Source organism: Bradyrhizobium commune, assembly GCF_015624505.1.
GTDB classification, from domain to species: Bacteria; Pseudomonadota; Alphaproteobacteria; order Rhizobiales; family Xanthobacteraceae; genus Bradyrhizobium; species Bradyrhizobium commune.
The window spans coordinates 3,803,665-3,828,524 of sequence record NZ_CP061379.1 but is presented as its reverse complement, the minus strand read 5'-3'; the positions used below and the strand labels follow the sequence as shown (position 1 = coordinate 3,828,524).

The 24,860-nt window shown below is 64.6% G+C and carries 25 protein-coding genes; 12 read left to right on the top strand and 13 right to left on the bottom strand.

Going from position 1 to position 24,860, the window contains the following annotated elements:
* Positions 1 to 12: 12 nt before the first annotated feature.
* Complete coding sequence (locus IC761_RS18055) at positions 13 to 1,002, top strand: hydroxyacid dehydrogenase (RefSeq protein WP_195798013.1); 990 nt, start codon at positions 13 to 15, stop codon at positions 1,000 to 1,002.
* 170 nt (positions 1,003 to 1,172) lie between these two features.
* The gene (locus IC761_RS18050) at positions 1,173 to 1,649 is read left to right on the top strand and encodes a hypothetical protein (protein WP_195798012.1); all 477 of its coding nucleotides are present in this window, start codon (positions 1,173 to 1,175) and stop codon (positions 1,647 to 1,649) included.
* Here the strand turns inward: IC761_RS18050 and IC761_RS18045 are convergent, their stop codons facing one another.
* Complete coding sequence (locus tag IC761_RS18045) at positions 1,650 to 2,147, bottom strand: DUF1993 domain-containing protein (protein ID WP_195804691.1); 498 nt, start codon at positions 2,145 to 2,147, stop codon at positions 1,650 to 1,652.
* 127 nt (positions 2,148 to 2,274) lie between these two features.
* Here IC761_RS18045 and IC761_RS18040 point away from each other — a divergent pair, with 127 nt between their 5' ends.
* The 3 genes from IC761_RS18040 to IC761_RS18030 all read left to right on the top strand — a co-directional run bounded on the left by IC761_RS18040 (position 2,275) and on the right by IC761_RS18030 (position 4,752).
* A complete protein-coding gene (locus tag IC761_RS18040; protein ID WP_195798011.1) occupies positions 2,275 to 3,036 on the top strand; it encodes a transporter substrate-binding domain-containing protein in 762 nt (253 codons plus the stop codon).
* A gap of 261 nt (positions 3,037 to 3,297) precedes the next feature.
* Positions 3,298 to 4,215 (top strand): DUF2147 domain-containing protein, encoded by a 918-nt coding sequence (locus tag IC761_RS18035; RefSeq protein ID WP_195798010.1) that lies wholly within the window; start codon positions 3,298 to 3,300, stop codon positions 4,213 to 4,215.
* A 180-nt stretch (positions 4,216 to 4,395) separates the two neighbouring features.
* Positions 4,396 to 4,752 (top strand): hypothetical protein, encoded by a 357-nt coding sequence (locus IC761_RS18030; RefSeq protein WP_195798009.1) that lies wholly within the window; start codon positions 4,396 to 4,398, stop codon positions 4,750 to 4,752.
* Here IC761_RS18030 and IC761_RS18025 read toward each other — a convergent pair whose 3' ends face one another.
* Positions 4,753 to 5,157: a (R)-mandelonitrile lyase gene (locus tag IC761_RS18025; protein ID WP_195798008.1), complete on the bottom strand. Its 405-nt coding sequence runs from the start codon at positions 5,155 to 5,157 to the stop codon at positions 4,753 to 4,755.
* 21 nt (positions 5,158 to 5,178) lie between these two features.
* The gene (locus tag IC761_RS18020; protein ID WP_195798007.1) at positions 5,179 to 5,877 is read right to left on the bottom strand and encodes a ribonuclease activity regulator RraA; all 699 of its coding nucleotides are present in this window, start codon (positions 5,875 to 5,877) and stop codon (positions 5,179 to 5,181) included.
* Positions 5,878 to 6,136: 259 nt separating this feature from the next.
* On the opposite strand from IC761_RS18020, the gene pxpB reads away from it, so the two are divergent.
* Genes pxpB through IC761_RS18005 form a run of 3 tightly spaced genes read left to right on the top strand, consistent with a single transcriptional unit; the run spans position 6,137 to position 8,704 of the window.
* Entirely contained in the window at positions 6,137 to 6,868 is a 732-nt protein-coding gene (gene pxpB / locus IC761_RS18015) for a 5-oxoprolinase subunit PxpB (protein WP_195798006.1), read from the top strand.
* A complete protein-coding gene (locus IC761_RS18010; RefSeq protein WP_195798005.1) occupies positions 6,865 to 7,902 on the top strand; it encodes a 5-oxoprolinase subunit C family protein in 1,038 nt (345 codons plus the stop codon). The genes pxpB and IC761_RS18010 overlap by 4 nt, the downstream gene beginning before the upstream one ends.
* Positions 7,903 to 7,933: 31 nt before the next feature.
* Positions 7,934 to 8,704, top strand: a complete 771-nt coding sequence (locus IC761_RS18005; RefSeq protein ID WP_195798004.1) for a LamB/YcsF family protein — start codon at positions 7,934 to 7,936, stop codon at positions 8,702 to 8,704.
* On the opposite strand, the gene IC761_RS18000 is transcribed toward IC761_RS18005, so the two are convergent.
* The 6 genes from IC761_RS18000 to IC761_RS17975 all read right to left on the bottom strand — a co-directional run bounded on the left by IC761_RS18000 (position 8,705) and on the right by IC761_RS17975 (position 15,501).
* A complete protein-coding gene (locus tag IC761_RS18000) occupies positions 8,705 to 8,878 on the bottom strand; it encodes a hypothetical protein (protein ID WP_195804887.1) in 174 nt (57 codons plus the stop codon).
* Between the two features lie 254 nt (positions 8,879 to 9,132).
* Entirely contained in the window at positions 9,133 to 10,743 is a 1,611-nt protein-coding gene (locus IC761_RS17995; protein WP_195798003.1) for a sulfite reductase subunit alpha, read from the bottom strand.
* Positions 10,740 to 12,524, bottom strand: a complete 1,785-nt coding sequence (locus tag IC761_RS17990) for a NirA family protein (protein WP_195798002.1) — start codon at positions 12,522 to 12,524, stop codon at positions 10,740 to 10,742. Before IC761_RS17990 ends, IC761_RS17995 begins: the two co-directional genes overlap by 4 nt.
* A gap of 333 nt (positions 12,525 to 12,857) precedes the next feature.
* Positions 12,858 to 14,021 (bottom strand): CmpA/NrtA family ABC transporter substrate-binding protein, encoded by a 1,164-nt coding sequence (locus IC761_RS17985; protein WP_195798001.1) that lies wholly within the window; start codon positions 14,019 to 14,021, stop codon positions 12,858 to 12,860.
* Positions 14,018 to 14,608 (bottom strand): ANTAR domain-containing response regulator, encoded by a 591-nt coding sequence (locus IC761_RS17980; RefSeq protein WP_195798000.1) that lies wholly within the window; start codon positions 14,606 to 14,608, stop codon positions 14,018 to 14,020. The genes IC761_RS17985 and IC761_RS17980 overlap by 4 nt, the downstream gene beginning before the upstream one ends.
* 329 nt (positions 14,609 to 14,937) lie before the next feature.
* Positions 14,938 to 15,501 carry a hypothetical protein gene (locus tag IC761_RS17975; RefSeq protein WP_195804690.1) on the bottom strand — a complete coding sequence of 188 codons (564 nt, stop codon included), beginning with the start codon at positions 15,499 to 15,501 and terminating at the stop codon, positions 14,938 to 14,940.
* Positions 15,502 to 15,780: 279 nt separating this feature from the next.
* Here IC761_RS17975 and rimO point away from each other — a divergent pair, with 279 nt between their 5' ends.
* On the top strand, positions 15,781 to 17,100 hold the full coding sequence (gene rimO, locus IC761_RS17970) for a 30S ribosomal protein S12 methylthiotransferase RimO (protein WP_195797999.1): 1,320 nt from the start codon (positions 15,781 to 15,783) through the stop codon (positions 17,098 to 17,100).
* A gap of 221 nt (positions 17,101 to 17,321) precedes the next feature.
* Here rimO and IC761_RS17965 read toward each other — a convergent pair whose 3' ends face one another.
* Positions 17,322 to 18,263: a hypothetical protein gene (locus IC761_RS17965; RefSeq protein WP_195804505.1), complete on the bottom strand. Its 942-nt coding sequence runs from the start codon at positions 18,261 to 18,263 to the stop codon at positions 17,322 to 17,324.
* Between the two features lie 159 nt (positions 18,264 to 18,422).
* Between IC761_RS17965 and IC761_RS17960 the strand changes: the two genes are divergently transcribed.
* Positions 18,423 to 19,535, top strand: coding sequence for a tetratricopeptide repeat protein (locus IC761_RS17960; RefSeq protein ID WP_246791546.1), 1,113 nt, complete (start codon positions 18,423 to 18,425; stop codon positions 19,533 to 19,535).
* Positions 19,536 to 19,770: 235 nt separating this feature from the next.
* Positions 19,771 to 20,967: an acetylornithine transaminase gene (locus IC761_RS17955; RefSeq protein WP_195804503.1), complete on the top strand. Its 1,197-nt coding sequence runs from the start codon at positions 19,771 to 19,773 to the stop codon at positions 20,965 to 20,967.
* A 99-nt stretch (positions 20,968 to 21,066) separates the two neighbouring features.
* Here IC761_RS17955 and IC761_RS17950 read toward each other — a convergent pair whose 3' ends face one another.
* The 3 genes from IC761_RS17950 to pcsA all read right to left on the bottom strand — a co-directional run bounded on the left by IC761_RS17950 (position 21,067) and on the right by pcsA (position 23,579).
* Positions 21,067 to 22,041: a quinone oxidoreductase family protein gene (locus tag IC761_RS17950; RefSeq protein WP_195804502.1), complete on the bottom strand. Its 975-nt coding sequence runs from the start codon at positions 22,039 to 22,041 to the stop codon at positions 21,067 to 21,069.
* Positions 22,042 to 22,122: 81 nt separating this feature from the next.
* Positions 22,123 to 22,857, bottom strand: a complete 735-nt coding sequence (locus IC761_RS17945) for a TerC family protein (protein WP_195804501.1) — start codon at positions 22,855 to 22,857, stop codon at positions 22,123 to 22,125.
* Positions 22,854 to 23,579, bottom strand: a complete 726-nt coding sequence (gene pcsA / locus IC761_RS17940) for a phosphatidylcholine synthase (protein ID WP_246791545.1) — start codon at positions 23,577 to 23,579, stop codon at positions 22,854 to 22,856. Before pcsA ends, IC761_RS17945 begins: the two co-directional genes overlap by 4 nt.
* A 63-nt stretch (positions 23,580 to 23,642) precedes the next feature.
* On the opposite strand from pcsA, the gene IC761_RS17935 reads away from it, so the two are divergent.
* Entirely contained in the window at positions 23,643 to 24,827 is a 1,185-nt protein-coding gene (locus IC761_RS17935; protein ID WP_195804499.1) for a UbiH/UbiF family hydroxylase, read from the top strand.
* Positions 24,828 to 24,860: the final 33 nt, after the last annotated feature.

Genomic DNA, 24,860 nt, shown 5'->3' with positions numbered 1-24,860 from the left:
AGGCAGGGAGCAATGGCGACCAACAAGAAGAAGATTTTCGTTACACAAACTTTGTCGCAAGCGGCACGCGCCCTCCTCACCCAGCGGGACGATATCGAGCTCGTCGAATTTCCGAACCTGATCTCGGCCAAGGACTTCGAGGCGATGCTGAAGAGCCATGCGCCGGTCCATGGCGTGGCGTTAGGTGCCACCGCCTTCGGCGAGACCGAGCTCGAGGCGTCAAAAGACATGAAGGTGGTGACCCGCATCGGCGTCGGCTATGACGCCGTCGACGTGCCCGCCCTCTCGCGCCGCAAGGTGCCGCTGATGGTGGCCGGCAGCGCCAACTCGCCCTCGGTCGCCGAGCAGGCGCTGTTCATGATGCTGACGCTGGCCAAGCGCGCAAATGAGATGCATGCCTGCGTCAAGGACGGCAAATGGGCCGACCGGCTCGGCATGCTGCCGTTCGACCTCTACGGCAAGACCGTGCTGATCGTCGGTTTCGGCCGTATCGGCACCCGCACCGCCAAGCGCTGCCAGGCGATGGAAATGAAGGTGCAGGTCTACGACCCCTACAAGGGAGCCGCTGAGATCACGGCTGCCGGCTGCGAGCTGGTCGCCGATCTCGATGCGGCGCTGCCGCACGCCGACTTCGTCACCATCCACTGCCCGAAGACGCCCGAGACCGTCGGCCTGTTCGACGCCGCGCGGATCGGACGGATGAAGCCAAAGTCCTATCTCATCAACACCGCACGCGGCGGCATCGTGAAGGAAGCCGCACTCTACGACGCGCTCGTCTCCGGCAAGCTCGCCGGCGCCGGCATCGACGTGTTCGAGGTGGAGCCGCCGCCCGTCACGAACGCGCTGTTCACGCTGCCCAACGTCATCATGGCGCCGCACGTCGCCGGCGTCACCGTCGAGGCCGTCCAGCGCATGAGCGAGCAAACCGCGCGCAACATCCTGAGTGTGCTGGACGGCGATCCGATTCGGCAGAACATCATCAATCAGGATGTGCTGGGCTGAGGACAATCCGGAGGCGGACGGCCAATCGGTCCGCCTTCGGAAGGCCAGAATGCGTCCCATTTTGGTGCAGATCGAGCCCCAACTCAGCCTTAATCAAACCCGCGTAATAAGTCCGGCCGCGGCGGCAGTGGGACAGACTTGCCGGCCGCGTCGAGCTGGAGGATGGACCCTTGTCAGAGATCGACCCGACCGACCAAGCGCTGGCGACCATCGCCAGCATTTTCGAGCACCCCGAGCCCACCTTCGTCGTCCGGGACACCACCGAGACGGAAGCGGTCGCGGCTGAAGAGCATCCGGTCGTTGCCGAAGAGTCCGCCCTCGACGAGCATGAGCACCCCGTGGTCGAGGAACAGCCGCTGGTGCCTGATCACACCGATGCCGACGGCTACAGCAAGGTCGGCCCCGGGCCGATGGTCGCGATCCGGCTCAAGTGGACCGTTCATCGTGGCGACGACGGCCAGTATTACGTCCACGAGACCATCGGCGAGCAGTCCGCGCCCGTGATCAGCGGCCCGATGACGAGCGAGGCCGCCGTGCATTTCGTCGATACGCACGAGGACGAGGCGCATCGGCGCTTCGAGCTGCTGCGCAGCGAGATCGCCGGCCGCAGCTCGCTCGCCGACTACGAGCGCAAGGGCGAAGCGTAATTACTTGCGCCCCAAGAAGTCCTTCTTCACGAGCTCGACGCCGGCGTGCCGCAGCAGGTCGTAGGCGGTCGTGACGTGAAAGAAGAACTGCGGGACGCTGTTGGTGAGCAGCAGCGTCCGCCCGGTAAAGGGCAGCTCGGTCCCGTTCTTCAGCTTGAAGAAGACTTTGAGCTCAGCGGCCGCATCGATCTCGGCGCGCGGCAGGCTTTCGATGAATTCGATTGACGTGGCGATGCGCGCCTGAAGCCCGGCCATGTCGTGCTCCAGCGGCGGCAGCGCGACCGGTTCGCACTGCGCCAGCAAGGCCGGGGCGACGGTGGCGTGGCGGCAGGCCTCGCCGACCTGCTGCGCCAGATCATACATGTTCGGCGCCATGCGCATCCCGAGCAGGACCGTCGGATTGAACTTCCGGGTCTCGGCATAGGCGACGCCCTTGTCGAGCAGGACGGACAGGTTGCGTAGATATGGCGCGAACAGGCCAACCGAGGCCTCGTACATCGAGATCGTCACTTCATAATTCCCTCTAATTCCGGCCTCGCCAGCGGCGAGCATCTGGTCTAAATCCAAGTCAGGAGAGCTGTATAATGACAGCTCGGGCGCAGGTGGAAAAGAGATGACCGTTCGAATGACCGTTCGAATCCTGGCGGCTTTGGTCGTGATGTTGCTGGCAAACCTCTCAGTGCACGCACAGCAGCCGGTGCCCTCGCGCCTCGACGAGATCATCAAGCGCGGCACGCTGCGCGTCGGCATGACCGGCGACTACAAGCCCTTCACCTATCTGGAGAAGGCCACGCAGCAGTTCTCTGGCTTCGACGTCGATATGGCGGAAGCACTGGGCAAGGCGCTCGGCGTCAAGGTCGAGTTCGTACCGACCGCTTGGCCCAAGCTGATGAAGGATTTCGAGGCCGACGGCGTCTCGGTCACGCTCGACCGGCAGAAGAAGGGCTTCTTCTCGATCCCGATCATGCGCGAGGGCAAGACGCCGATCGCGCGCTGCGCCGATGTCGGCAAGTACCAGTCGATCGCGGACATCGACAAGAAAGGCACCCGGGTCATCGTCAATCCCGGCGGGACCAATGAGCGTTTTGCGCGCGCCAACGTCAGGGATGCCGACATCACCGTCTTCCCCGACAACACCGCGATCTTCGACGAGATCGCCAAGGGCAATGCCGATCTGATGATGACGGACGCCTCCGAGACCCGCTACCAGCAGAAGCAGCATTCCGGCGTGCTCTGCGCGGTGCATCCCGACAAGCCGTTCGACTTCTCGGAAAAGGCCTACTGGCTCCAGCGCGACTTGGCGCTGAAGGCCTTCGTCGACCAGTGGCTGCACATCTCGATGGAAGACGGCAGCTACAAGAAGATCTACGCCGCCTGGTTCGACTAAAGCGCGATGAGATTGGGATAAGTCGTCATCGCGCTTTAGGTTGTTGTTTGAGCATGATCTTCCCGGAAAGCCGCGGCGCACTTTTCCGGATCATGCTCTAGGAACGTTCTCTTCCGGCCAAACTTTGGACGGGTACCGGATGTATTGAACCCGGACCGCCGGGCGCACGACTCATACCGAGAAACAGTGATCTAGATCACTTTTCGCGATCGGGCCGGGGCGTAAGCGTCGGTGCGGGGACCACCTGCTCAGGAGACGGATATGAGGAAGCTGTTGGCCACGGCCGCGTTCCTTCTGGCGAGCACCGCCGCGCAAGCGCAGTACACCTTCGAATATGGCGGGCGCACCATCCGCATCGATCCCGACCGCGGTACGGTGTCGATTCCCGGCGTCTACGACAACACCGGCAAATCCAAGAAGGCCAAGAAGAACGAGGCCAAGCCGGACCAGCAGACGCCGCAACAGGCAAATGTCAATCCGCAACCGCCGGCGGCACCCGCGCCGGCCGCTGCTCCCGTCGCAACGCCGCCAGCGGCCGAACAGGCTCCTGCTGCCGCGGCACCGCCTCCCGCCCCGCTGCCCCCGCCTGCTCCGCCTCCGACCACCACCGCCAACAGCGCTCCGGCTGATACGTCTATGGTGCCGCCGCCCGTGCCGCCGGCGACCCCTGCGCCGACCGCCGCGATCGCGCCCCCGGCACCGCCTCCGCCGCCAGCTCCGACTATTGCGGTTGCACCTCCAGCACCGCCTCCGCCGCCGGCACCGACTGTGGCAGTGGCTCCCCCGGCGCCGCCTCCACCCGCTCCGGCGCCACCGTCAGCCCCGGTTCAATCGGCCGCCGTCGCGCCGGCTCCCGCAGTCGCGCCCGCGCGCGATCTCAACTCACCGCTGGGCGTCTGGCTCACCCAGGAGAAGGAAGGCAAGGTCCGCATCGAGCAATGCGGCAACAATCTCTGCGGCTATTCAGTCGACAGCAAATCGAACCAGAACGGCGAGCAGATTTTGATCAACATGAAGCCCGACAAGGACCAGAAATGGTCCGGCCGCATCCTCGACCCCAACACCGGCTCGACCTACGACTCGACCATCGCGCTGAAAGGCACCGATCGCCTGAGCGTGCAGGGCTGCGCCTTCGGCGGCATGTTCTGCGGCGGCCAGACCTGGACACGGGTGAACTAGGATCGATCGCGATAGTCCGAGAGAGATCAGGGGCCCGTGATCCGGGCCCCTTTGCTTTTGTCCGTCGCGTCATTCCGATGTGCATCACCTCACACAGCGGCCGGCGCGCGTGACAGCCCTCACGTCGCCGGTTCCGCGCTCATGACACAACGCCCGCGTGATCAACAACAGGGGCGTGTCATGAACGGACTTCGTAAAGCTCTCTTCGCCACCATTGTCGCTGTCGCCTTCCCGCTGTCGCAGGCCGGCGCTGCCACCAGCAGCTTCGACGGTACATGGAATGTCCATATCGCATCGTCGAGCGAGACGTGCGGCAATGGTGCGACCGTCGCGATCGGCATCAGCAATGGTCAGATCGCCTCGAGCAACGCAGCTGTCGCGGCCTCGGGCCGCGTGGCCGATGCCGGCAACATCAACGTCACCCTGGGCACCGGCATCAAGCACGCCGTCGGCTTCGGCCGGCTGAGCGGCACGTCCGGCTCCGGCACATGGCATGGCACCATGTGCTCGGGCACCTGGACGGCGCAGCGGGTGTAGTCAGCCCAGCGCCGCGCCGTACTCCGCGTCCGTGACCGGCTCGAGCCACGTCGAATAGACGCCGTCGAGCGATTCCTGCATGGCGATGTGGCACATGCTGTTGTTCGGCGAGGCGCCATGCCAGTGCAATTCGCCCGGCGGAATCCAGACGGTGTCGCCGGGACGGATCTCGCGGATCGGGCCGCCCTTGGCCTGGACGCGGCCGACGCCCGAAATCACGTAGAGCGTCTGCCCGAGCGGATGGTGGTGCCAGTTGGTACGGGCACCCGGCTCGAATGACACGCGCGAGCAGTTCAGCCGTGCCGGCGCGGGCGCCATGATCACGGGGTCCTGCAACACGGTGCCGGTAAAATTCTCCTTGGGCGCGCGGCGGGTCGGCCGCGTGCCTGCGACGGTGATCTCCATAGGGGGGCTCCTCGCTTCCTGTTACTTCTTGGTTGCCGCGTAGCGCGCTTTGGTCTCGGCGTTCATGGGATAGAGGCCCGGGAGCACCGCGCCGTTGTTCACCTCGTTGACGATCCAGGCCTCCATCCGCTCCTGCTCGACGCCCTCGGCCAGCACGTGGTCGAGCATCGCCTGCGGGATCAGCACGCAGCCGTCCTGGTCGGCAACCACGATGTCGTTCGGAAACACGGCGACGCCACCGCAACCGATCGGCTCGCCCCAGCCGACGAAGGTCAGGCCGGCAACCGACGGCGGCGCGGCATAGCCGTCGCACCAGACCGGCAGATTGGTGCCAAGCACGCCCTCGACGTCGCGCACCACGCCGTCGCTGACGAGCGCGGTGACGCCGCGCTTCATCATGCGCGCGCAGAGGATGTCGCCGAAGATGCCGGCATCGGTGATGCCCATGGCGTCGACCACGGCGATGCAGCCTTCCGGCATCGCCTCGATCGCGGTGCGGGTCGAGATCGGCGACGACCAGGATTCCGGCGTCGCCAGATCCTCGCGGGCCGGCACAAAACGCAGCGTGAAGGCAGGTCCCACCAGGCGCGGCAGGCCCGGACGCAGCGGACGCGCACCGCGCATCCACACATTGCGCAGGCCCTTCTTCAGCAGGACCGTGGTGATGGTGGCAGTGGTGATGCCGGCGAGGGTCTTGCGGGCTTCGGGGGATAGCGACATGGACGACAACGAGCTCCGAAAATAGGCGGGAAATGACGCCGCGCATCTTGCGAGCCGCGGCGCGCGCGTCAAGGGCCAAGACGCTACAAGAACGCTGGGCGGCAGGGCAGTTATGCGACGCGATAACAAGGCTTTATCGGACGCCCTTGCATTAATTTATTGGACTTGCGGGCGCATTTACGCGAAGCAGGATAGCGCGGAACTCAAGGACGAGCCCGCGTTTTCCAGAAGCCCGATTTCGACAGCTCTTCGACAGCTCATGGCCGCGACGCTTCCTCCGCCCCGCCTTCTGCCCAGTGGCGACAGCGCCGTCACGGTCGAGTTCAGCCGCACCATCGATGATGCTGCCAACCAGCGTGTGCTCGCGCTCGACAAGGCGCTCGCAGCACACCCCATCGACGGTATCACCGAGACCGTGCCGACCTATCGCTCGCTGCTGGTGCATTACGATCCCGGCAAGGTCGGCTTCGACGCACTCGGCGAGAAGATCCTCCCGATCGCCACCCGGCCGCTGCCGCCGGCCACCAAGGCGCGGCGCTGGCGTATTCCCGTCGCCTATGGCGGCGAGCACGGCATCGACCTCGAGGAGGTCGCGAAGGCGCTGAACACCACACCGGACGACATCGTTGCTCGCCACGCCAGTGGCGACTATCGCGTTGCCATGATCGGCTTCACGCCGGGCTGGTCCTATCTCAGCGGTCTCGACAAGTCCCTGCACATGTCACGGCGGCAGTCGCCCCGGCTGTTCACGCCTGCCGGAACGATCTCGATCGGCGGCATCCAGGCGGGCATCCAGTGCCTGGCCGCACCGAGCGGCTGGCACCTGCTTGGCCGCACGCCGGTGCGGACCTATCAGCTCCACCGGAATCCGACCTTCCTCACCGAACCCGGTGATCGCGTGACGTTTTTCGCCATCGACCACAAGACCTTTGAGGAGCAGGACCGCGCTGCCGAGGCCGGCGAGATCATCGCCGAGCAGGTGGATGCATGAGCCGGCTCGTCGTTGCCAGCATTGGCCCTGCGAGCTCCGTCCAGGACGGCGGCCGCTTCGGCGCGCAGCGCTATGGCCTGACCGTCAGCGGCGCGATGGACCGGCTGTCGCTCGCGGCCGCGAACACGCTCGTCGGCAATGCCCCGCTCGCAGCCGCTGTCGAGATCGGCCCGTTCGGCGCAACCCTCACCGCCCGCGACGGCGCCGTGCGCGTCGCGATTTCCGGCGCACCGCGCAATGCCGACATCGCGGGCCGGCCGGTCGCGATCGACACATCCGTCACGCTGAAGGACGGCGAGACGCTGACGCTCGGCTTTGCCCGCGGCGGCGCCTTCACCTATCTCGCGATCGAAGGCGCCATCAAGGGCGAAGAGGTGTTCGGCAGCCTCGCGGTGAATGCCCGCGCGGGGCTCGGCAGCCCCTATCCGCGCCCGCTCCAGGCCGGCGACGAGTTCGCGGTTGATCCCGCGAGCGGCGCGCCGGAGCTCCGCATCGAGCTGCCCAAGCCCGTGGCCGGTCCGATCCGCGTCCTGCTGGGCCCGCAGGACGACGAGTTCGACGATGCCAACAAGGCACTCTTTCTCGACAGCGAATGGAAGATCTCGGCGACCTCCGACCGCATGGGCTACCGGCTCGATGGCCCCGCGATCAAGCATCTGCACGGCCACAACATCGTCTCCGACGGCACCGTCAACGGCAGCATCCAGGTGCCCGGCAACGGCGCTCCGATCGCGCTGATGATGGACCGCGGCACCTCCGGCGGTTACCCGAAGATCGCAACCGTGATCACGGCCGATGTCGGCCGTCTGGCACAGACTTCGGCGGGCACGGCGTTCCGCTTCAAGCAGGTCACCATGGTGGAAGCGCAGGATGAGGCGAGGAAGTTCGCGCAACTGATCCGCACCCTGCCCGATCGCTTGCGCTCGTCCGACATCGTCGAACTCAATATCGAGGCGCTCAGCGATGCCAATGTCGCCGGCTATGCGGTGAGCGCCGTGGATTCCGGGACGTGGCAGGTGGCGGCAGAGCCATAGACGACAAGACGACCAGAGGCGGAGAGCAACCATGACGACGATCGATCTCAATTGCGACCTCGGCGAAGGTTTTGGCGCGTGGGAAATGGGCAACGACGCGGCGATGATCGAGCTCGCAAGTTCGGTTAATGTCGCCTGCGGCTTCCATGCCGGCGATCCCGACATCATGCGGCGGACTGTGGAACTGGCGAAAGCGCGCGGCGTGTCGGTCGGCGCACACCCCGGCTATCGCGATCTGCATGGCTTTGGCCGGCATCCGATCGCCGGCCTGAAGGCCTCGGAGATCGAGAACCTGGTCGCCTACCAGATCGGCGCATTGCAGGCGATCGCGACCGCGGCCGGCCACAAGGTGACGCATGTGAAGGCGCATGGCGCGCTCTCCAACGTCGCATGCGAGGACGACATGACGGCGAAGGCGATCGCCGCCGGCATCAGGGCGGTCGACCCCAGCCTGATCTTCGTCGTGCTCGCCAATTCGAAGCTGGTGAAGGCCGGCGAAGAAGCCAATCTGCCGATGGTGCACGAGGTGTTCGCCGACCGCGCCTATGAGAACGACGGCAACCTCGTCTCGCGCAAGAAGCCCGGTGCAGTGCTGCACGATGCCAAGGCGATCGCCGACCGCGTGGTGCGCATGGTGCAGGACGGCGCGGTGGTCTCGGTCACCGGCAAGGTCATCAAGATGCGTACGGACACGGTGTGCATCCACGGCGACACGCATGGCGCGGTCGAGATCGCGCGCAGCCTGCGTCAGGCGCTGAAGGATGCGGGCATCGAGGTCGCGCCATTCAAGCGCGGGGCGTGATCAGAACGGGTGCGCCGAGAGCGTGCTGATGACGAGCACTGCGATCAGCGCGCAGGCGCCGTAGAGGCCGATGTGGGGCGCGCTCGCCCCGGTCCTGCGCGAGAGCGATCGCGCATAGAAGTGCAGCCTGGCTTCCGCCGACAATTCCCGGATGGTCGATTTCCAACGCACCATGCGAGGGATTATGAACGAGCAAACGCGACGGCTGTAAGACTGTCGCGCAAATAGCGATGGAAGCCCCTTCAAGGCTCTCTTCGCAGGCTAAAATTCTCGGAACATGCGGGTTCCAGGAATGCTATTCGTTAAAGTCCAAGCCAAATGGAACCGGTTCCATCCAACTCAAACAGCGAAAACAACCCCATGCACAGTAGAACGCTGCTGCCCGCGCCGTGCGCGGCGCCGGCGATTCATCCCGATCGGATAGCGCCTTAGTACACGTCAGCCTGGAATCTGCCGGTCTTCTTCAGCTCCGCGACGAAACTCACGGCCTCATCCGTCGAGCGCGCGCCGAACTGCGCGACAATGTCGACCAGCGCACGCTCGACGTCCTTGGCCATGCGCTTGGCATCGCCGCAGATGTAGAGATGCGCGCCCTCGGCGAGCCAGGTCCACAATTCGCGGCCGACCTCACGCATGCGGTCCTGCACGTAAAACTTCTTCTCGCCATCGCGCGACCAGGCCAGCGACAGCCGCGTCAACTGCCCTGACGTCTTCATCGCGTTGAGTTCGTCCTGGTAGAAGAAATCGCAATCGCTGCGCTGGTGGCCGAAGAACAGCCAGTTCTTGCCGGGCGCGCCGGTCGCCTTGCGATCGAGCAGGAAGGCGCGGAACGGCGCGATGCCGGTGCCGGGGCCGATCATGATGACCGGCGTCTTCGGATCCTGCGGCAGGCCGAAGCCGTGTGCCTTCTGCACATAGACCTTGAGCTTCTCGCCATCATTGATGCGCTCGCCGAGGAAGGTCGAGGCGACGCCGAGCCGCTTGCGCTTGCCGATGACGTAGCGCACGGAATCGACGGTCAACGATAATTTTCCGGGCGTCGCATTGTGCGACGAGGAGATCGAATAGAGCCGCGGCTGGAGCGGCTCCAGCGCCTCGACAAAGGCCTCGGGATGCGGCCGCGTGCCGGAAAACTTCTGAAGCGTCGCCATCACGTCCAGCGTTGCGGCATCACCATCGGGATCCTCGCCCTGCGCCAGCGCCCGTGCCTTCTCGCGCTGCGCGCCACCGGTGATGAAGGAAATCAGCTCGAACAGCGAGTCGGGGGCCGGCGACAGCGAGACGTCGTCGATCAGCACCTCACGCAGCGTCTTGTTGTTGACCTTGGTGGTGTGGGAGGCGCCGAGCAGCGCGATGATCTGGTCGACGAGGCCGAGCTCGTTGCGCGGGAACACGCCAAAGCTGTCACCGACGACGTAATCGAGCTTGCTCTCGGAAAGATCGAACTCGATGTGGTAGGTCTCCTTCTCCGAGGCGCCCTTGTTGAGCAGGCGCCGCGACAGGAAGGTCGCCGCGACCGGATTGTCGCGGGAGCGGCCGGGCTCCGCGATCGTCACCGTCACGGCCGGTGCTGCCACCGCATCCGCCTTGTCAGTTGTTTTGGCCGCCGGTGCCTTGTCGAGCTCCTCGTAGAGCGACTTCAGCATCCGCGCGGTTTCCTTGCCGCCGGGGACGCACAAATTGAGCCGCGCTTCGCTGCGGCCTGCGATGGCCTCGGAATAGTCGTTGCAATTGTAGCCGCACTGGCCGCAATCCTGCTGCGCCATCGCCGCCATCATCTTACGGCGCACCGGGCGTCCCTCCGCAAGCTTCATCCGGTCCGCGATCGGCATGGTCTGGTCGTGCCAAGGCGCCTCACCGTCGTCGCCGTCACCGGCTCCGCCCATGACGGCGGCGCCCTGCTCTGTCGACAAGGGCGTAGCCACGTCAGGCGACAGCAGCCCGGCAAAGAAGCCGTTCAGCCAGGAGCGCTGCGCGTCGGAGAACGGCGCGCTGGCGGGGATGATGTCGAGTTTCGGTGGAGGGGTGATCTGGTTCATGCGGACACCTGTGCATCGGCAAGCTTGCGCAGCGTTTCGCCATCATGGCGGCGCGCGAAGGCGAGGAAGGTTTCGTCGGCGGATGAGCGATGGGCGAGATAGGCCTTAAGCAATCCCTCGACCGTCTTCGGCGCGTCCTCGGCCTTGAGGTCGTGATAGACCTCCTGCCCGACATCGGCGTCGGGTCCGAAGCCGCCGCCGGTGAAGAGGTGATAGCCCTCGACCGTATCCTCCTCATTGACCGGCACGCGCGCGCCGATCAGGCCGATGTCGCTGATGTAGTGCTGCGCGCAGGAATGGTGGCAGCCGGTGACGTGGATGTTGACCGGCTTGTCCATGGCAACGCGCGGTTCGCACCAGTCGCCGATCTCGGCGGCGTTGCGCTTGGTGTTGGAGGCGGCGAAACGGCAGCCGGCATTGCCGGTGCAGGCAATCAGGCCGGCCCGGATATGCGAGGCCTCGACCGCAAGGTCGATCTGCTTGATCGCGGCAACGGCAAGCTCGACGTTCTCGTCGCGCACGCCCGGGATCAAGAGGTTCTGCCAGACGGTCAGCCGGATCTCGCCGTCGCCGAGATCCCGCGCCACCTTGGCAAGGCCGCGCATCTGGTCAGAGGTGATCTTGCCGAGCGTCAGCGACACGCCGAGCCAGTTCAATCCATCCTGCTTCTGCTTGTGCACGCCGATATGCGCCATGCGATCCGACGCGGGCCGCGGCGCGAACGCCTCCTCCGGCACGCGCGTGAACGACGTCTTCAGCCGTTCTTCGACGAGCTTGAGGAATCCGTCATGGCCCATCGTGTCGAGCACGTATTTCAGCCGCGCCTTGTTGCGGTTGGTGCGATCGCCGTGCTCGATGAACGCGCGCACGATGGCGTCGGCGACGGCGGTCGCCTGCTCCGGCTTGACGATGATGCCGGAATATTTCGCAAAATCCCTGTGCCCGGTGATGCCGCCGAGGCCGAGACGGAACCAGACCCCGGGCTCGACTCCGAACCCGTCCTTCACCTCATACGCGGTAAAGGCGATGTCGTTGGTCTCCTCCAGCACCGCGATCTTGCCGGCACCATCGAAGGCGACGTTGAACTTGCGCGGCAGGCCGTAGAGCGAGCGGTCGTTGAGGATGTGATAGTGCCACTCGCGGGCGAACGGCCGCGTGTCGATCAGCTCCTGCGGATCAATGCCGGCGGTCGGCGTTCCCGTGACGTTGCGAATGTTGTCGGCACCGGAGCCGCGCGAGCACAGGCCGAGATCCTGGATGCCCTCGATCAGCTTGATCGCGTTCTTCGGCGGAAGCTCGCGCAGCTGGAGGTTGGCGCGCGTGGTGACGTGGCTGTAGGGACCGCAGAGATCGTCGGCGAGATCGGCAAGGCCCGACAGCTGCCAGTGCTTCATGATGCCGTTCGGGATGCGCAGGCGGCACATGTAGGAATCCTGCGTCGGCGCGACGTAGAAGATGCCGTAATAGCGCCAGCGAAAATTGTCGGCCGGACTCGGCGGCGCGTTGTCGAGCGCCTGCTGGCGTAGCCGCGGATAGGCATCGAAGGGATGCTCGTCGCGCTTGAACTTCTCCTGGTCGGCGAGCTTCTTGCCGGACGCGATGACCCTGTCCTGCGCCTTGATGTGCAGGGCGTCCGGACCGGTCGGCTCGGCACTCGCCTTGCCGCCGCCGCCGCCGCCAAAGCCGCGACCAACCTTGCTGATTTGCAGACCGGTCGTGAAGCCTTCGAGGTAGCGCTTCTGCTCCTCGGTAAAGTCGACTGAAACCGGTTCGATTTTCATGGTCGGTAACGAAGCTCCTGCGGCCACCTGGGGTGGGGAGGGAATGGGATACGACCCGCGGGGAACTCGGCTGGCCCTGGAGCCTGCTCTGCTACCCGACGGTCCAATCAGCTTCGTTGCTGTGGGACTTGGCTCAGCAGGCACCTGTGACAAGCTGGCCGCACTGCAACATACAAGTTGCGTGCCAGCTTCGACGAAATAAAACGTTTTGTAATTTCAACAGATTACATCCGAGCCCGGATAATCCCGGTCCCGGAGTTTTCACGAAATTCGAGCAGTCGGCTCAAAATTTAGACGATGACTCGATACGCCCAAAAACGATGCAGGATCGAATCAAGCCTTCCAGCGGCCGACCTCGAAGGCTTCGAGGTGCCCGCTGATATCGGTGGGATCGAAGGCCGGGCCGGCAAAGGCGCCAAATGGCGCAGGCGCCTCGACGGGCCGTCGATGTCCCAGGGCGGCCTCATAGAGGTCGGGCCTGAACACGGCCATCGCCGTCTTGACGCCATCGGGCGTCAGCGGCGCCTGTCCCCAGCGCACCATCTGCGCATAAAGCCAGGCGGCCTGGACCGGGTCCGGCCGCCCCGCTCCTTCGCGACCCACCAATAAATAGCGGTCGCTCTCGCGGAACGTGCCGTCGGGCGAGATCTTGAGGCGCCCGTCGAGGGTGCGCTGGATGACTTCGGCGTCGACGCCGATCCGCTCGGGCTGTGCCAGGATGCGCGCCGCCTCGGTGCGGTTTTCGGGGTGCTCGATAAAATCGGCGGCCTTCTCGGCTGCGCGCACCAGGGCTGCGACCACGTCCGGGTTCTTGTCGGCCCAGCTCTGGCGGATGGCCAGAACCTTCTCTGCTGCATGCACGAGAATGTCGGAGACGAAATGCAGGATGTGGCCGACGCCGAGATCGACGGCGATCGAGTTCCAGGGCGCGCCGACGCAGAACGCATCGACATGGCCGCTCTTGAGACTGTCGACCATGAAGGGCGGCGGCAGCACGACGAGGCGCACGTCCTCGTCCGGATCGACGCCGGCCGCCGCCATCCAGAACCGCAGCTGGTAATTGTGGGTCGAGAACGGGAAGGTCATGCCGAAGGTCAGCGGCTCGGCACCTGCCTTGCGGCGCTTGGCGACGACGCGCGCCAGCGCTTTTGCCGTCGCCATCGGATCAAAGCGATCGCCGTCGATCTCCTCCATCAGCGCGGACAGCAGCGCCGGCGACACCGTGATGGCGTTGCCGTTGATGCCGAGGTTGAAGGGGGCGACGATCGGCACCTTGACGTGGCCGAGCCCGAGCGAGGACGCAATGGCCACCGGCGCAAGCAGATGCGCGGCGTCGAACAGGCCGATATTGAGCTTGTCGCGGACGTTGGACCACGACACCTCGCGCACCAGCTCGACCTCGAGCCCTTCGGCGGCAGCAAATCCCTTGTCGACGGCAACGATCAGGGCGGCGGCATCGACCAGCGGGATGAACCCGATGCGGAGCGGTCCACTCATTTCAGCATCTCCGACGCGGTGATGATCGACTGGGCGATCTCGCCGATTTTCTTCTTCTCGCGCATGGCGGTGGAGCGCAGCAGCACATAAGCCTCGTCCTCGTTGAGGCCCTTGACCCGCATCAGGATGCCCTTGGCCTTCTCGATGATCTTGCGGTCCTCGAGCTGCGACTTGGTGCGCTCCAGCTCTTCCTGGAGTTTTGCAAAGGCGTTGAAGCGGGACACGCAGAGATCGAGGATCGGCTTGATGCGCTCCTTCTTCAGCCCATCGACGATGTAGGCGGACACGCCGGCCTCGACGGAGGCCTGGATCGAGGCTGAATCGCTCTGGTCGACGAACATCGCGATCGGCCGCTTCACGGCACGGCTGACCTGGAACATCGCCTCCAGCACGTCGCGGCTGGGGTTTTCGAGATCGATCAGGATGATGTCGGGGTCAACGGCGTAAATCCGAGCCAAGAGGCTCTGCATCTCGCGGATGTGGACCACCTGGGTGAAGCCGGCCTCCCGCAGCCCTTCTTCCAGGATTGCGGCCCGGATCGGGCTTTCGTCGACAATCACGATTTTGGGCGACTGTTCGGCGCTCATAGCTCACTCACGTCCGGCGATTCATCCATAGCACGGCGGAAGGCCATGCAAAGGGTTGTAATTATGGGCAATTGGGACTAGCTGCAGCTAATCAATCAGGCAGATCAGAAAAAGATCAGACGGCTGCGCCCAAGGTCAGCTTCATGTCGCTCGGGTGGTCCTGAGACAACGAGTGCAAATCTTTGAGCCGCCCACTCCCAAGAAACGCCCCCAGGGCTGGCGTGTACTCGTTAAACCGAGATTTCGACTTTGGATGCGAAGGAAAACTCAGGTGGTCAATCGGCGCCTTATCGGTCGTGGACCCGGAACGAACATCCGAGCTTATGCGCTCACGGAATCTTCGCGCCAACGATCATCTTGTCGAGAAGTGGCACGGCAGCCAGCACTGCCGTCTCGTTGAGGCCGGAGACCGCCAGCCGCACGACGTAGGAATTGCCGTCCTTGTCGAGATCGGCGTAATGCGCGATCACCTCAATCGGCTGGTCCTTCAGGGACGGACTATCGTAGCGGTTGATAATGACCTTGGGGTTGACCGAGGGAAGCGTGGTGATCTTGGCATTCTTGCCGGATGTCGTCGCCCAATCCCGATCGCTGGCTGCTACCCATTGAACCAATTCGGTCCGATCCTTGTTGTAGCGGCCTTCGGCATAGATGATTGCTTCTGAGCTACCGAATTTTTTCCCGTTGGGCACGAACATCGAGGCGCCGTACTTGAGACTCGCGGCCTCGTCCCTCGCCCACCCATCAGGTGCTTTCACGCGTGGCCTGAATTCCGGACACAATCGTTCTTGCCGATCGCAGACATGAATGATCTTGTCGACTTCTGCCCGCGCCGGAAACATCGCGCCATAGAAAACGATAACGAAAGCCATGCCGGAGATGAAACGGCGCATCACAGGTAAGCTCCGTGGAATCAAGCAACACAGAATGACAACTAAAAAGTGCAAGTTCGAGCAATTCGTCTCGGCTCGTCCAGTTGCTCGAACGGAACGAGCTTCCACGTCACGAGCCCTCGGTTAGTCCATACCCTTCCGAATTGCTGGCCGATCGCCTCAAATACGGGAATACGGCTTTAGCATCGCGCCGCACACGTTAGTCATTGAATTTTGCCATCGGTTCAATTAGTTGAAGCGCATATCCGAACAATTCAGATCCAGGTTCCAGGCGATTACATGGATAAAGCGCCGCGCATATCATTCACGTCACTCGGGTGTCCCAAGGCATTGGTGGATTCCGAGCGCATCATCACGCGCCTGCGCGCGGAGGGCTATGAGCTCGCCCGCAGACATGACGGGGCCGACATCGTCATCGTTAACACGTGTGGCTTCCTCGACAGCGCCAAGCAGGAATCGCTCTCGGCGATCGGCGAGGCCATGGCCGAGAACGGCAAGGTGATCGTGACCGGCTGCATGGGTGCGGAACCCGAGCAAATCGAACAGGCCTATCCCGGCGTGCTTTCCATCACCGGCCCGCAGCAATATGAGAGCGTGCTCGATGCCGTGCATCGCGCGCTGCCGCCGGCGCATAATCCGCATCTCGACCTGGTGCCGCCGCAGGGCATCAAGCTGACGCCGCGGCACTATGCGTATCTGAAGATCTCCGAAGGCTGCAACAATCGCTGCACCTTCTGCATCATCCCGAAGCTGCGCGGCGATCTGGTCTCGCGTCCGGCCAATGACGTGCTGCGCGAAGCCGAGCGCCTGGTCGACGCCGGCGTCAAGGAGCTGCTGGTCATCTCGCAGGACACCTCGGCCTATGGTGTCGATCTCAAATATGCCGAGAGCCCGTGGAAGGATCGCCAGGTCCGCGCCAAGTTTTTGGATCTCGCGCGCGAGCTCGGCGAACTCGGCGCCTGGGTCCGGCTGCAATATGTCTATCCCTACCCGCATGTCGACGAGGTCATCGCGCTGATGAACGAGGGCAAGGTGCTGCCCTATCTCGACATCCCGTTCCAGCATGCAAGCCCCGAGGTGCTGAAGGCGATGAAGCGCCCGGCAGCTCAGGACAAGACGCTGGCGCGGATCAAGCGCTGGCGCGAGGAATGTCCTGACCTCGCTTTGCGTTCGACCTTCATCGTCGGCTTCCCCGGCGAGACCGATGCCGACTTCGCCTATCTGCTCGACTGGCTCGATGAGGCCGAGATCGACCGCCTCGGCTGCTTCAAATACGAGCCCGTCGCCGGCGCGACGTCGAATGCGATCGCAAATCCGGTGCCGGAAGAGATCAAGCAGGAGCGCTATAACGCGCTGATGGCGCGCCAGCAGAAAATCTCGGCGCGCAGGCTGAAGCGCAAGGTCGGCACGCGCCAGCAGATCATCATCGACGAGGTCGGGCCAACCGTCGCCAAGGGCCGCTCAAAGGCCGATGCACCGGAGATCGACGGTGCGGTTTATCTGACGAGCCGCCGCCCGTTGCGCGTCGGCGAGATCGTCGCCGCGAAGATCGAGCGCGCGGATCAATACGATCTGCACGGCAGCGTCGCGGGGTTCTGAGCGGCGCGTGCGTGGTGAATCAAGTCCGGCTGGAGGTGCTCACCTCTCCCCGTCGGGGAGAGGTCGGATTGCGAAGCAATCCGGGTGAGGGGCCGCAGCCGTTCAGTGAGACAGTAACCCCTCACCCGGACCGCATCTCCGATGCGATCCGACCTCTCCCTACGGGAGAGGTGGATGCCGAGTTCTCCGGCTGCAAACGGGAGTTCATCACGCTCTTTCGTTCACGTCAGCCATTTCGGCACCCAACGCTCCGGCCGCGGGGCGCGGGCGAGATCGGCCTTGGCCTCAGCCAGCAGCGCCGGCTCGCCATCGATGGTCGGGCGCGTATTGTAGTCGAAGTTCGGCATGACCCGGCCGTCGGCGTAGAGCCCAAAGCTCATCGCGGACCACAGCCCTAGCTCGCGCTGCGCACGCCACATCTCCTCGCGCAGTTCGCGCAGCAGGGATTCGATCGAGGCAGCCTCCTCGAACGGTTGCGGCCCGCGCGTCAGGACGCGCGCCTGGTACTGGGTGCCGACGATTGCGACCTCGAAGCGGGTCTTGTCCCAGGCGTTCTTGCCCTTGGGGAGATGCGCGGCGAGGCGCCAGCCGAGCTCGGCCATCATGCGGTGATTGGCCCAGAAATCCTCGCGGTCCCGGCTCCATTTCTCGACGAAGCCGCGGAAATCGGGAACCTCCGATGACGCTTCCTCGGGCGCCGGTTTCTCGGCGACCGGCCGTCCAGCGAGCCACTCGGCCAGCGCGACGGTGTGGCACTCGACCTCGTCGTCGGGCAACAGATCGTGCCAGGCCTTGTCGAATTGCTGCGATGTCAGTTTCGAAAGCAGCGCGTCGAGGCTCGGCGCCAGCAGCTCATAGTCGCCTTCCGACCCCAGGCCCACGATCGGAGGATCGTCGCGGTCGAGACCGGCGCCGTACCAGCCACCGACGGCCGAGCCGTCCGGCAGGCGCATGAACAGTGCGAAGCGGTCGCGCAAGGGACTGCCGTCGAAGATCGGGGCCTGATCGGAGAACTGGCCTTGCAGCGAAAAGCAGCCGACGCTGCCCCAGGGGCGCCCGTTCAGCCAGCCGGCAAAATCGAGCAGCAAAGGTGGCGCCTCGATGCCCGGCGGAAACGCGCCGCGAATGCTGTCGAGGTCGATCGGGTAAGGCGTATCGGACAAGGTAAAAGACTGTCTGGTTGGTCCCGCACCCCTTGGGTCTCACCGGTCCAGTGTCCGGTTCGAACCAATCGGCATCTCCCGATCACAAACGCGCTAGAGGCATGATGGTTTCGGTGCGGCAGGATGGAACACAATCGCAAACCAGGTATTTGGGCCGGGATGGGTGCGATCAGCCTTGTCGTGACCCTGCTGACGTTTCCCGCCCTTGCGCAATCCCCGTCGGCTGCGCAGGCACGCCAATGGTGCTTCGGCACTGGCAAGGTCAGTGACGACCAGCGCATGGACGGCTGCACGGCCATCCTGAAGGCCAATCCGTCCAATGCGGCCGCGCTTGCCAACCGCGGCGAAATCTACCGGCGTAAAGGCGACCCTGAACGTGCCGTGGCCGATCTCAACCGCGCCGTCGACCTCGACCCGAACGATGCCAGCGCCTGGTACAATCGCGGCATCGCCTATGACGATCTCGGCGATCGCGACCACGCCATCGCCGACTACACGCGCGCGATCCGGCTCGAGCCGGGCGATGCGCTCTACCACAACAACCGCGGCAACTCCCTCATCGCGAAGAACGACTACGCGCATGCGATGGTGGACTACGACCGGGCGATCAAGCTCGATCCGAAATTTGCACTGGCCTATTTCAACCGCGGCACGGCGCTACGCGAGCATCAAGAGGCCGAGCGCGCGCTCGCCGATCTCGACATGTCGATCAAGCTCGATCCCACTTATGGCCCGGCCTATGGCAACCGCGCCCGCATCTTCCGCGACAAGGGCGACCGCGCCCGTGCGCTGGCCGATTTTGCCAGATCGATCGAGCTCAATCCGAGCAACGACCGCGACGCCTATGCGCGCGCCAACATGTATTTCGACGACCACGATTACGCCCGCGCGCTCGCAGACTACGATCGATCGATCAAGGCCAATGCGAGCTATTCCGGCGTGTTCAACGCGCGTTGCATGACGCATGCGATCCTCGGTCATTTGCCGGAGGCACTGGCCGATTGCGAGCAGGCGCTCAAAATGCGCCCGAACGATCCCTATACGCTGGACAGCCGCGGCCTCGTCCATCTCAAGTTCGGCAATCTCGACGCGGCGATCGCGGATTACGACGCAGCGCTCGGCGCAAAGCCCGAGCTCGACAGCGCGCTCTACGGCCGCGGGCTCGCGAAACGGAAGAAGGGCGATGCAGACGGTGCCGAACGCGACGTCGCGGCGGCGAAAGCGATCAACGCCGGCATCGCCGATACGTTCGCGCCCTATGGCGTTCAGTGAGCGCCCGCTTGACAAGCCCTGCCATTCGGCTGTAGGGACCCGCCCATGATCAACTCTCGGACCCATCTGCGCCAAGCCATGCGTCGTCGCTCCCGCGACGATGATGGGTTGCGCCATGTCCGACGACGCCGCTGATCTCCTGATTTCAGCAGAGTTTTCGAGAAGGCCGCACCCGCAAAGTGCGGCCTTTCTGCTTTTCGCGCGTCTTTTTCACCCGCCTCCAGAGGAGTTCGACATGACCGACGCCACCCATCCGTATGACGCGCTGATGGACATCACCGCACGGCCCAGGGCCGTGTTCGTCCGCGGCGCCGGCTCCTATCTCTGGGACGACAGGCGCAAGCGCTATCTCGATTTCGTGCAGGGCTGGGCCGTCAACTGCCTCGGCCACTCGCCGCCTGCGATCGCCGACGCGTTGTCGGCGCAGGCCAAGCGGCTGCTGACGCCGAGCCCGGCCTTCTACAACGAGCCGAGCCTGAAGCTGGCGCAGTCGCTTGTCGAGAACAGTGCGTTCGACCAGGTGTTCTTTGCCAATTCCGGCGCGGAGGCCAATGAGGGCGCGATCAAGCTCGCGCGCAAATATGGCAGCCTCAACAAGGGCGGCGCGTTCGAGATCATCACGTTCGAGGGCGGCTTCCACGGCCGGACGCTCGCGACCATGTCGGCCTCGGGCAAGAAGGCGTTCGAGCCACTGTTCGAGCCGAAGGTCGCGGGCTTCAAGAAGGCGAAGCTCAACGACATCGTCTCGGTCGAGACGCTGATCAATGACAACACCGTCGCAGTGATGCTCGAGCCGATCCAGGGCGAGTCCGGCGTGTGGCCGGCGACCGATCAGTTCCTGAAGGAGCTGCGCGCGCTGACCCAGGCGCATGGCCTGCTGCTCATGTTCGACGAGATCCAGACCGGCATGGGCCGGACCGGAAAGCTCTTCCACCACGAGCACGCTGGCATCGCGCCGGATATCATGACGCTCGGCAAGGGCATCGGCGGCGGCGTGCCGCTCGCGGCCCTGCTTGCGACCGAACGCGCCTCCTGTTTCGAGCACGGCGACCAGGGCGGCACGTTCAACGGCAACCCGATCATGTGCGCGGCCGGGCTTGCGGTGCTTGAGGAGGTCGGCAAGCCCGACTTCCTGAAGGCGGTCGCCGAGACGGGCCTCCTGCTCGAAAGCGCGCTGCAGAAGATCTCCGCAAGGCATGGCCTCGGCGGCGTGCGCGGCCGCGGCCTGCTGCTGGCGCTCGATCTCAGACTGCCGATCGCGCCCGGCATCGTCGCGCAGGCGTTCGAGGCCGGCGTGCTCTTGAACGCACCGCAACTCGACACGCTGCGCTTCATGCCGGCGCTGAATGTGACGAAGGGAGAGATCGCCGAGATGATCGATTGTCTCGACGGGATCTTGACCAAGGCCGGCGCGGCACGGCGAGTGGCGTGAAGGCTCGTCATTGCGAGGAGCCCTTGCGACGAAGCAATCCAGACTGCTTCCGCGGACGGATTTCTGGATTGCTTCGCTTCGCTCGCAGTGACGGAGGGGCTACGGCTTCAAGATCGACGCCCCCGTCGTATTCCGGCTCTCCAGATCGATATGCGCCTTCGCGGCGTCCTTCAGCGCGTAGGCGTGGTTGATCGGCACGTGCAGCTTGCCGTTGATGACGGCGGCGAACAGCGTATCGGCGCCTTCCAGCAGCTCCGCGCGCGTGCCGATATAGTCGTTCAGTTTCGGCCGCGTCGCAAACAGCGAGCCATGATTGTTGAGCTCGGCGATCGAGAACGGCGGCACGGGACCCGAGGCGTTGCCGAAGGAGACGAACATGCCGCGCGGCTTCAGGCAGGATAGCGAGCCCGGGAAGGTCGCCTTGCCGACGCCGTCATAGACGACGTCGCAGCCCTCGTTGCGGCTGATCTGCTTGACGCGCGCGACGAAGTCTTCCTCATTGTACAGGACGACGTGATCGCAACCGTTCGCTTCCGCAAGCTCGGCCTTGGCGCGCGAGCCGACCGTGCCGATGACATGGGCCCCGAGCGCCCGCGCCCATTGGCAGGCGAGCAGGCCGATGCCGCCGGCGGCGGCGTGGATCAGCACCCGATGATGCGGCTCGACCTTGAAGGTCTTGTGCAGGAGGTACCAGACGGTCAGGCCCTTGAGCATCAGCACGGCGCCCTGCTCGTGGGTGATGTGGTCGGGCAGCTTGACCAGCTTCTCCCAGGGGATGTTGCGCTCGCTCGTGTACGCGCCGAGATTGTGGTAATAGGCGACGCGGTCGCCGGGATGGAAATTCGTCACGCCCGGCCCGACCGCCACGACCTCGCCCGAGGCCTCGTTGCCGGCGATGAAGGGCAGCCCCGGCGCCTTGTAGAGGCCGGTGCGGTAATACACGTCGATGAAGTTGAGCCCGACCGCATGCTGGCGGATGCGCACCTCGCCGGGGCCAGGTGCCGGCACCTCGACGCTCTCATAGACCAGCGCCTCGGGGCCTCCGACCTTGTGCACACGGACGGCTTTGGTCATCGCCTGAGCTCCTCTCGGTCTCTTCGCGGCTGAGCGAAAGACATCGCGCCCGCCTTGTCAACTCAACGCAGATTGGAACGGCTAAACTGACGGCTTGGCGGCTTTCCTGCGGTTGCGCTTGGCCAGCACGTTGAAGAATTCCACCGCCGCTGAGAACGCAATTGCGAAATAGATATAGCCGCGCGGAATGTGGAATTTGAATCCATCCGCAACCAGCGCGACGCCGATCAGCACCAGGAACGCCAGCGCCAGCATTTTGGTGGTCAGATGCTCGGCGACGAATCGCGCCACCGGTCCGGACGAAATGTACATGATCAGGCAGGCGATCACGACGGCCGCGATCATGATCTCGATGTCCTGCGCCATGCCGATCGCGGTGATGATCGAGTCCAGCGAGAACACGATGTCGATGACCACGATCTGGGCGATCACCCAGAAGAAGGCGCCGCGCGCCGACTTGCCATCGCCCGCGTCATCGTCGGCGTCGACCTCGGCATGGATCTCGTGCGTCGCCTTCGCGATCAGGAACAGGCCGCCGCCGATCAGGATCAGGTCGCGCCAGGAGAAGTCGTAGCTCTTGAACGAAAACACCGGCGCGGTCAGGCCGATCAGCCAGACCAGAAGGCTGAGCAGGACGATGCGGAAGACCAGCGCCAGCGCCAACCCGATCTGGCGAGCCCGATGCGCCTGCTTCTCGGGGATGCGCGAGACGATCACCGACAGGAAGATGACGTTGTCGATGCCGAGCACGATCTCGAGCGAGGTCAGGGTGAGAAGCGCGGCCCAGGCCTCGGGGCTGGTCACCAAATGCATCATGCGAAGGATCTGGCAAAGCGGATCAATGCGTCGCTGAAGGCGATCCACAGCGCGATCGCGCAGAGCGCAACCGTCACGCCGGTGCCGACGCGAAAATCCATCTCCAGCGCGTAGAGTGCGAGCACCGCCCCGATTACGATCAGCGACATCGTGAGCCAGCGCAGCCGCACGACGCGGACCGGATGCAGCACATGGAACGGCACGAAGGTCAGCACGACCAGGGCCGCGACCAGCAGCGTCGACGACAGCGGCGGCCAGTGCAGCAGGAACAAATAGAACGCCGCTGCATTCCACAGCGCTGGAAAACCGCGAAAATGATTGTCGTCGGCCTTCATGCGCAGATCGGCGAAATATAATGCGCTGGTGACGATGATGGCGATGCCGAGCAGGGGCGCCGCCACCGGCAGCAGCAGGCCGCTCGCCACGATCGCATAGGCCGGCACGAACACATAGGTGACGAAATCGACCACGAGATCGAGCACGTCGCCCGACCAGTTCGGCTGCACGTTCTTGACGTCGAGCCGGCGCGCGATCGGACCGTCGATCGCATCGATGATCAGGGCGACGCCCAGCCATTGAAACATCGCCGCCCAGTGCTCGCGCACGGCCTCCAGCATCGCGAGCAGTGCGAGCGCGGCACCGAACGCGGTGAAGATGTGCACCGAGAAGGCCGCGGCGCGGATCGCGGGCGTCGGCTTGAGGGAATCCCCTTGGCTGTCCATGGCTTCTGCTACCAGAACGAGGCCGGTTTGCACATCCGCCATTGCGGCGTTAATTGTCGTTCCATGACAGACGCATCGACACTCTTTGACGCAGCCATCATTGGTGGCGGACCGGCAGGCCTTGCGGCGGCCATTGCGCTTGCCCAGGCCGGCGCACGAACCGCGCTGGTGGCGCGACGCCTGCCCTATGCCGACAATCGGACCACCGCGCTGCTCGGGGCCTCCGTCGAGCTCCTGGAAAGCCTCGACGTCTGGCCGCGCTGCAAGGACAAGGCGGCCGCGCTCGAGGTGATGCGCCTCGTCGACGACACCGGCCGGCTGTTCCGCGCGCCGGAGGTCCGCTTCGCCTGCCACGAGATCGGCCTCGAAGCCTTCGGCTACAACATCGACAACCGCTCGCTGATGCTGGCGCTGGAGGCGCGCGCGGCCGACTTCGCCAATCTCGTCCGGTTCGACGACGAGGCCGAGAACGTCGTCGTCGAGGCCGACGATGTCGCGATCCGCACGGCGTCGGGACAGTTTCTGACGGCCCGGCTCGTGGTCGGGGCCGACGGCCGGCATTCGCTGTGCCGGGAGGCCGCCGGCATTGCGGTGACGCGGCGCGAGCTGACGCAGACGGCGCTGACCTTCAATGTCAGCCACGCGCGGCCGCATCGCAACGTCTCGACCGAGTTCCACACGCCACATGGCCCCTGCGTGTTCGTGCCCCTGCCCGGCAATCGCTCCAGCGTCGTCTGGGTTTCGGCGCCCGCGGAGGCCGAGCGGCTCCGCGGCTCGAGCGACGAGGAACTGTCTGCCGCGATCGAGAAACAGTCGCATTCCATTCTTGGACGGATGACGGTCGAGCCCGGCCGCAACCTGTTTCCGCTGGCGATCGAGCGGCCGGCGTCCTTTGCCCGCGACCGCATCGCGCTGGTTGGCGAAGCCGCCCATGTGGTTCCCCCGATTGGCGCCCAGGGCCTCAATCTCGGCCTGCGGGATGCCGCCGATATCGCGAGGCTTGCGGGCGAGGCCATCGCGTCGGGCGAGGATCCCGGCGCGAGCGAGGTGCTGAACCGCTACGACCGGGCGCGGCGTCCGGACATTTTGAGCCGGACCTTTGTGATCGACATCGCCAACCGTTCCCTGCTCAACGATTTCCTGCCGCTCCAGCCGGTCCGCGCCGTCGGCATGCATCTGCTCGGCGCAATCGGCCCGCTCAGGCGTTTGGCGATGCGCGAGGGGCTGACGCCGACCTGGCGGCGCTAGCTTGGCGGAACCTGGAGCGACACAACATCATGT

Bases quoted from the DNA above. Each gene is read 5' to 3' on its own strand.
- IC761_RS18055 (WP_195798013.1), top strand. From the start codon at position 13: ATGGCGACCAACAAGAAGAAGATTTTCGTTACACAAACTTTGTCGCAA.
- IC761_RS18045 (WP_195804691.1), bottom strand. From the start codon at position 2,147: ATGTACGAGGCCTCGGTTGGCCTGTTCGCGCCATATCTACGCAACCTG.
- IC761_RS18040 (WP_195798011.1), top strand. From the start codon at position 2,275: ATGACCGTTCGAATCCTGGCGGCTTTGGTCGTGATGTTGCTGGCAAAC.
- IC761_RS18035 (WP_195798010.1), top strand. From the start codon at position 3,298: ATGAGGAAGCTGTTGGCCACGGCCGCGTTCCTTCTGGCGAGCACCGCC.
- IC761_RS18030 (WP_195798009.1), top strand. From the start codon at position 4,396: ATGAACGGACTTCGTAAAGCTCTCTTCGCCACCATTGTCGCTGTCGCC.
- IC761_RS18025 (WP_195798008.1), bottom strand. From the start codon at position 5,157: ATGGAGATCACCGTCGCAGGCACGCGGCCGACCCGCCGCGCGCCCAAG.
- IC761_RS18020 (WP_195798007.1), bottom strand. From the start codon at position 5,877: ATGTCGCTATCCCCCGAAGCCCGCAAGACCCTCGCCGGCATCACCACT.
- pxpB (WP_195798006.1), top strand. From the start codon at position 6,137: ATGGCCGCGACGCTTCCTCCGCCCCGCCTTCTGCCCAGTGGCGACAGC.
- IC761_RS18010 (WP_195798005.1), top strand. From the start codon at position 6,865: ATGAGCCGGCTCGTCGTTGCCAGCATTGGCCCTGCGAGCTCCGTCCAG.
- IC761_RS18005 (WP_195798004.1), top strand. From the start codon at position 7,934: ATGACGACGATCGATCTCAATTGCGACCTCGGCGAAGGTTTTGGCGCG.
- IC761_RS18000 (WP_195804887.1), bottom strand. From the start codon at position 8,878: ATGGTGCGTTGGAAATCGACCATCCGGGAATTGTCGGCGGAAGCCAGG.
- IC761_RS17995 (WP_195798003.1), bottom strand. From the start codon at position 10,743: ATGAACCAGATCACCCCTCCACCGAAACTCGACATCATCCCCGCCAGC.
- IC761_RS17990 (WP_195798002.1), bottom strand. From the start codon at position 12,524: ATGAAAATCGAACCGGTTTCAGTCGACTTTACCGAGGAGCAGAAGCGC.
- IC761_RS17985 (WP_195798001.1), bottom strand. From the start codon at position 14,021: ATGAGTGGACCGCTCCGCATCGGGTTCATCCCGCTGGTCGATGCCGCC.
- IC761_RS17980 (WP_195798000.1), bottom strand. From the start codon at position 14,608: ATGAGCGCCGAACAGTCGCCCAAAATCGTGATTGTCGACGAAAGCCCG.
- IC761_RS17975 (WP_195804690.1), bottom strand. From the start codon at position 15,501: ATGCGCCGTTTCATCTCCGGCATGGCTTTCGTTATCGTTTTCTATGGC.
- rimO (WP_195797999.1), top strand. From the start codon at position 15,781: ATGGATAAAGCGCCGCGCATATCATTCACGTCACTCGGGTGTCCCAAG.
- IC761_RS17960 (WP_246791546.1), top strand. From the start codon at position 18,423: ATGGGTGCGATCAGCCTTGTCGTGACCCTGCTGACGTTTCCCGCCCTT.
- IC761_RS17955 (WP_195804503.1), top strand. From the start codon at position 19,771: ATGACCGACGCCACCCATCCGTATGACGCGCTGATGGACATCACCGCA.
- IC761_RS17950 (WP_195804502.1), bottom strand. From the start codon at position 22,041: ATGACCAAAGCCGTCCGTGTGCACAAGGTCGGAGGCCCCGAGGCGCTG.
- IC761_RS17945 (WP_195804501.1), bottom strand. From the start codon at position 22,857: ATGATGCATTTGGTGACCAGCCCCGAGGCCTGGGCCGCGCTTCTCACC.
- pcsA (WP_246791545.1), bottom strand. From the start codon at position 23,579: ATGGACAGCCAAGGGGATTCCCTCAAGCCGACGCCCGCGATCCGCGCC.
- IC761_RS17935 (WP_195804499.1), top strand. From the start codon at position 23,643: ATGACAGACGCATCGACACTCTTTGACGCAGCCATCATTGGTGGCGGA.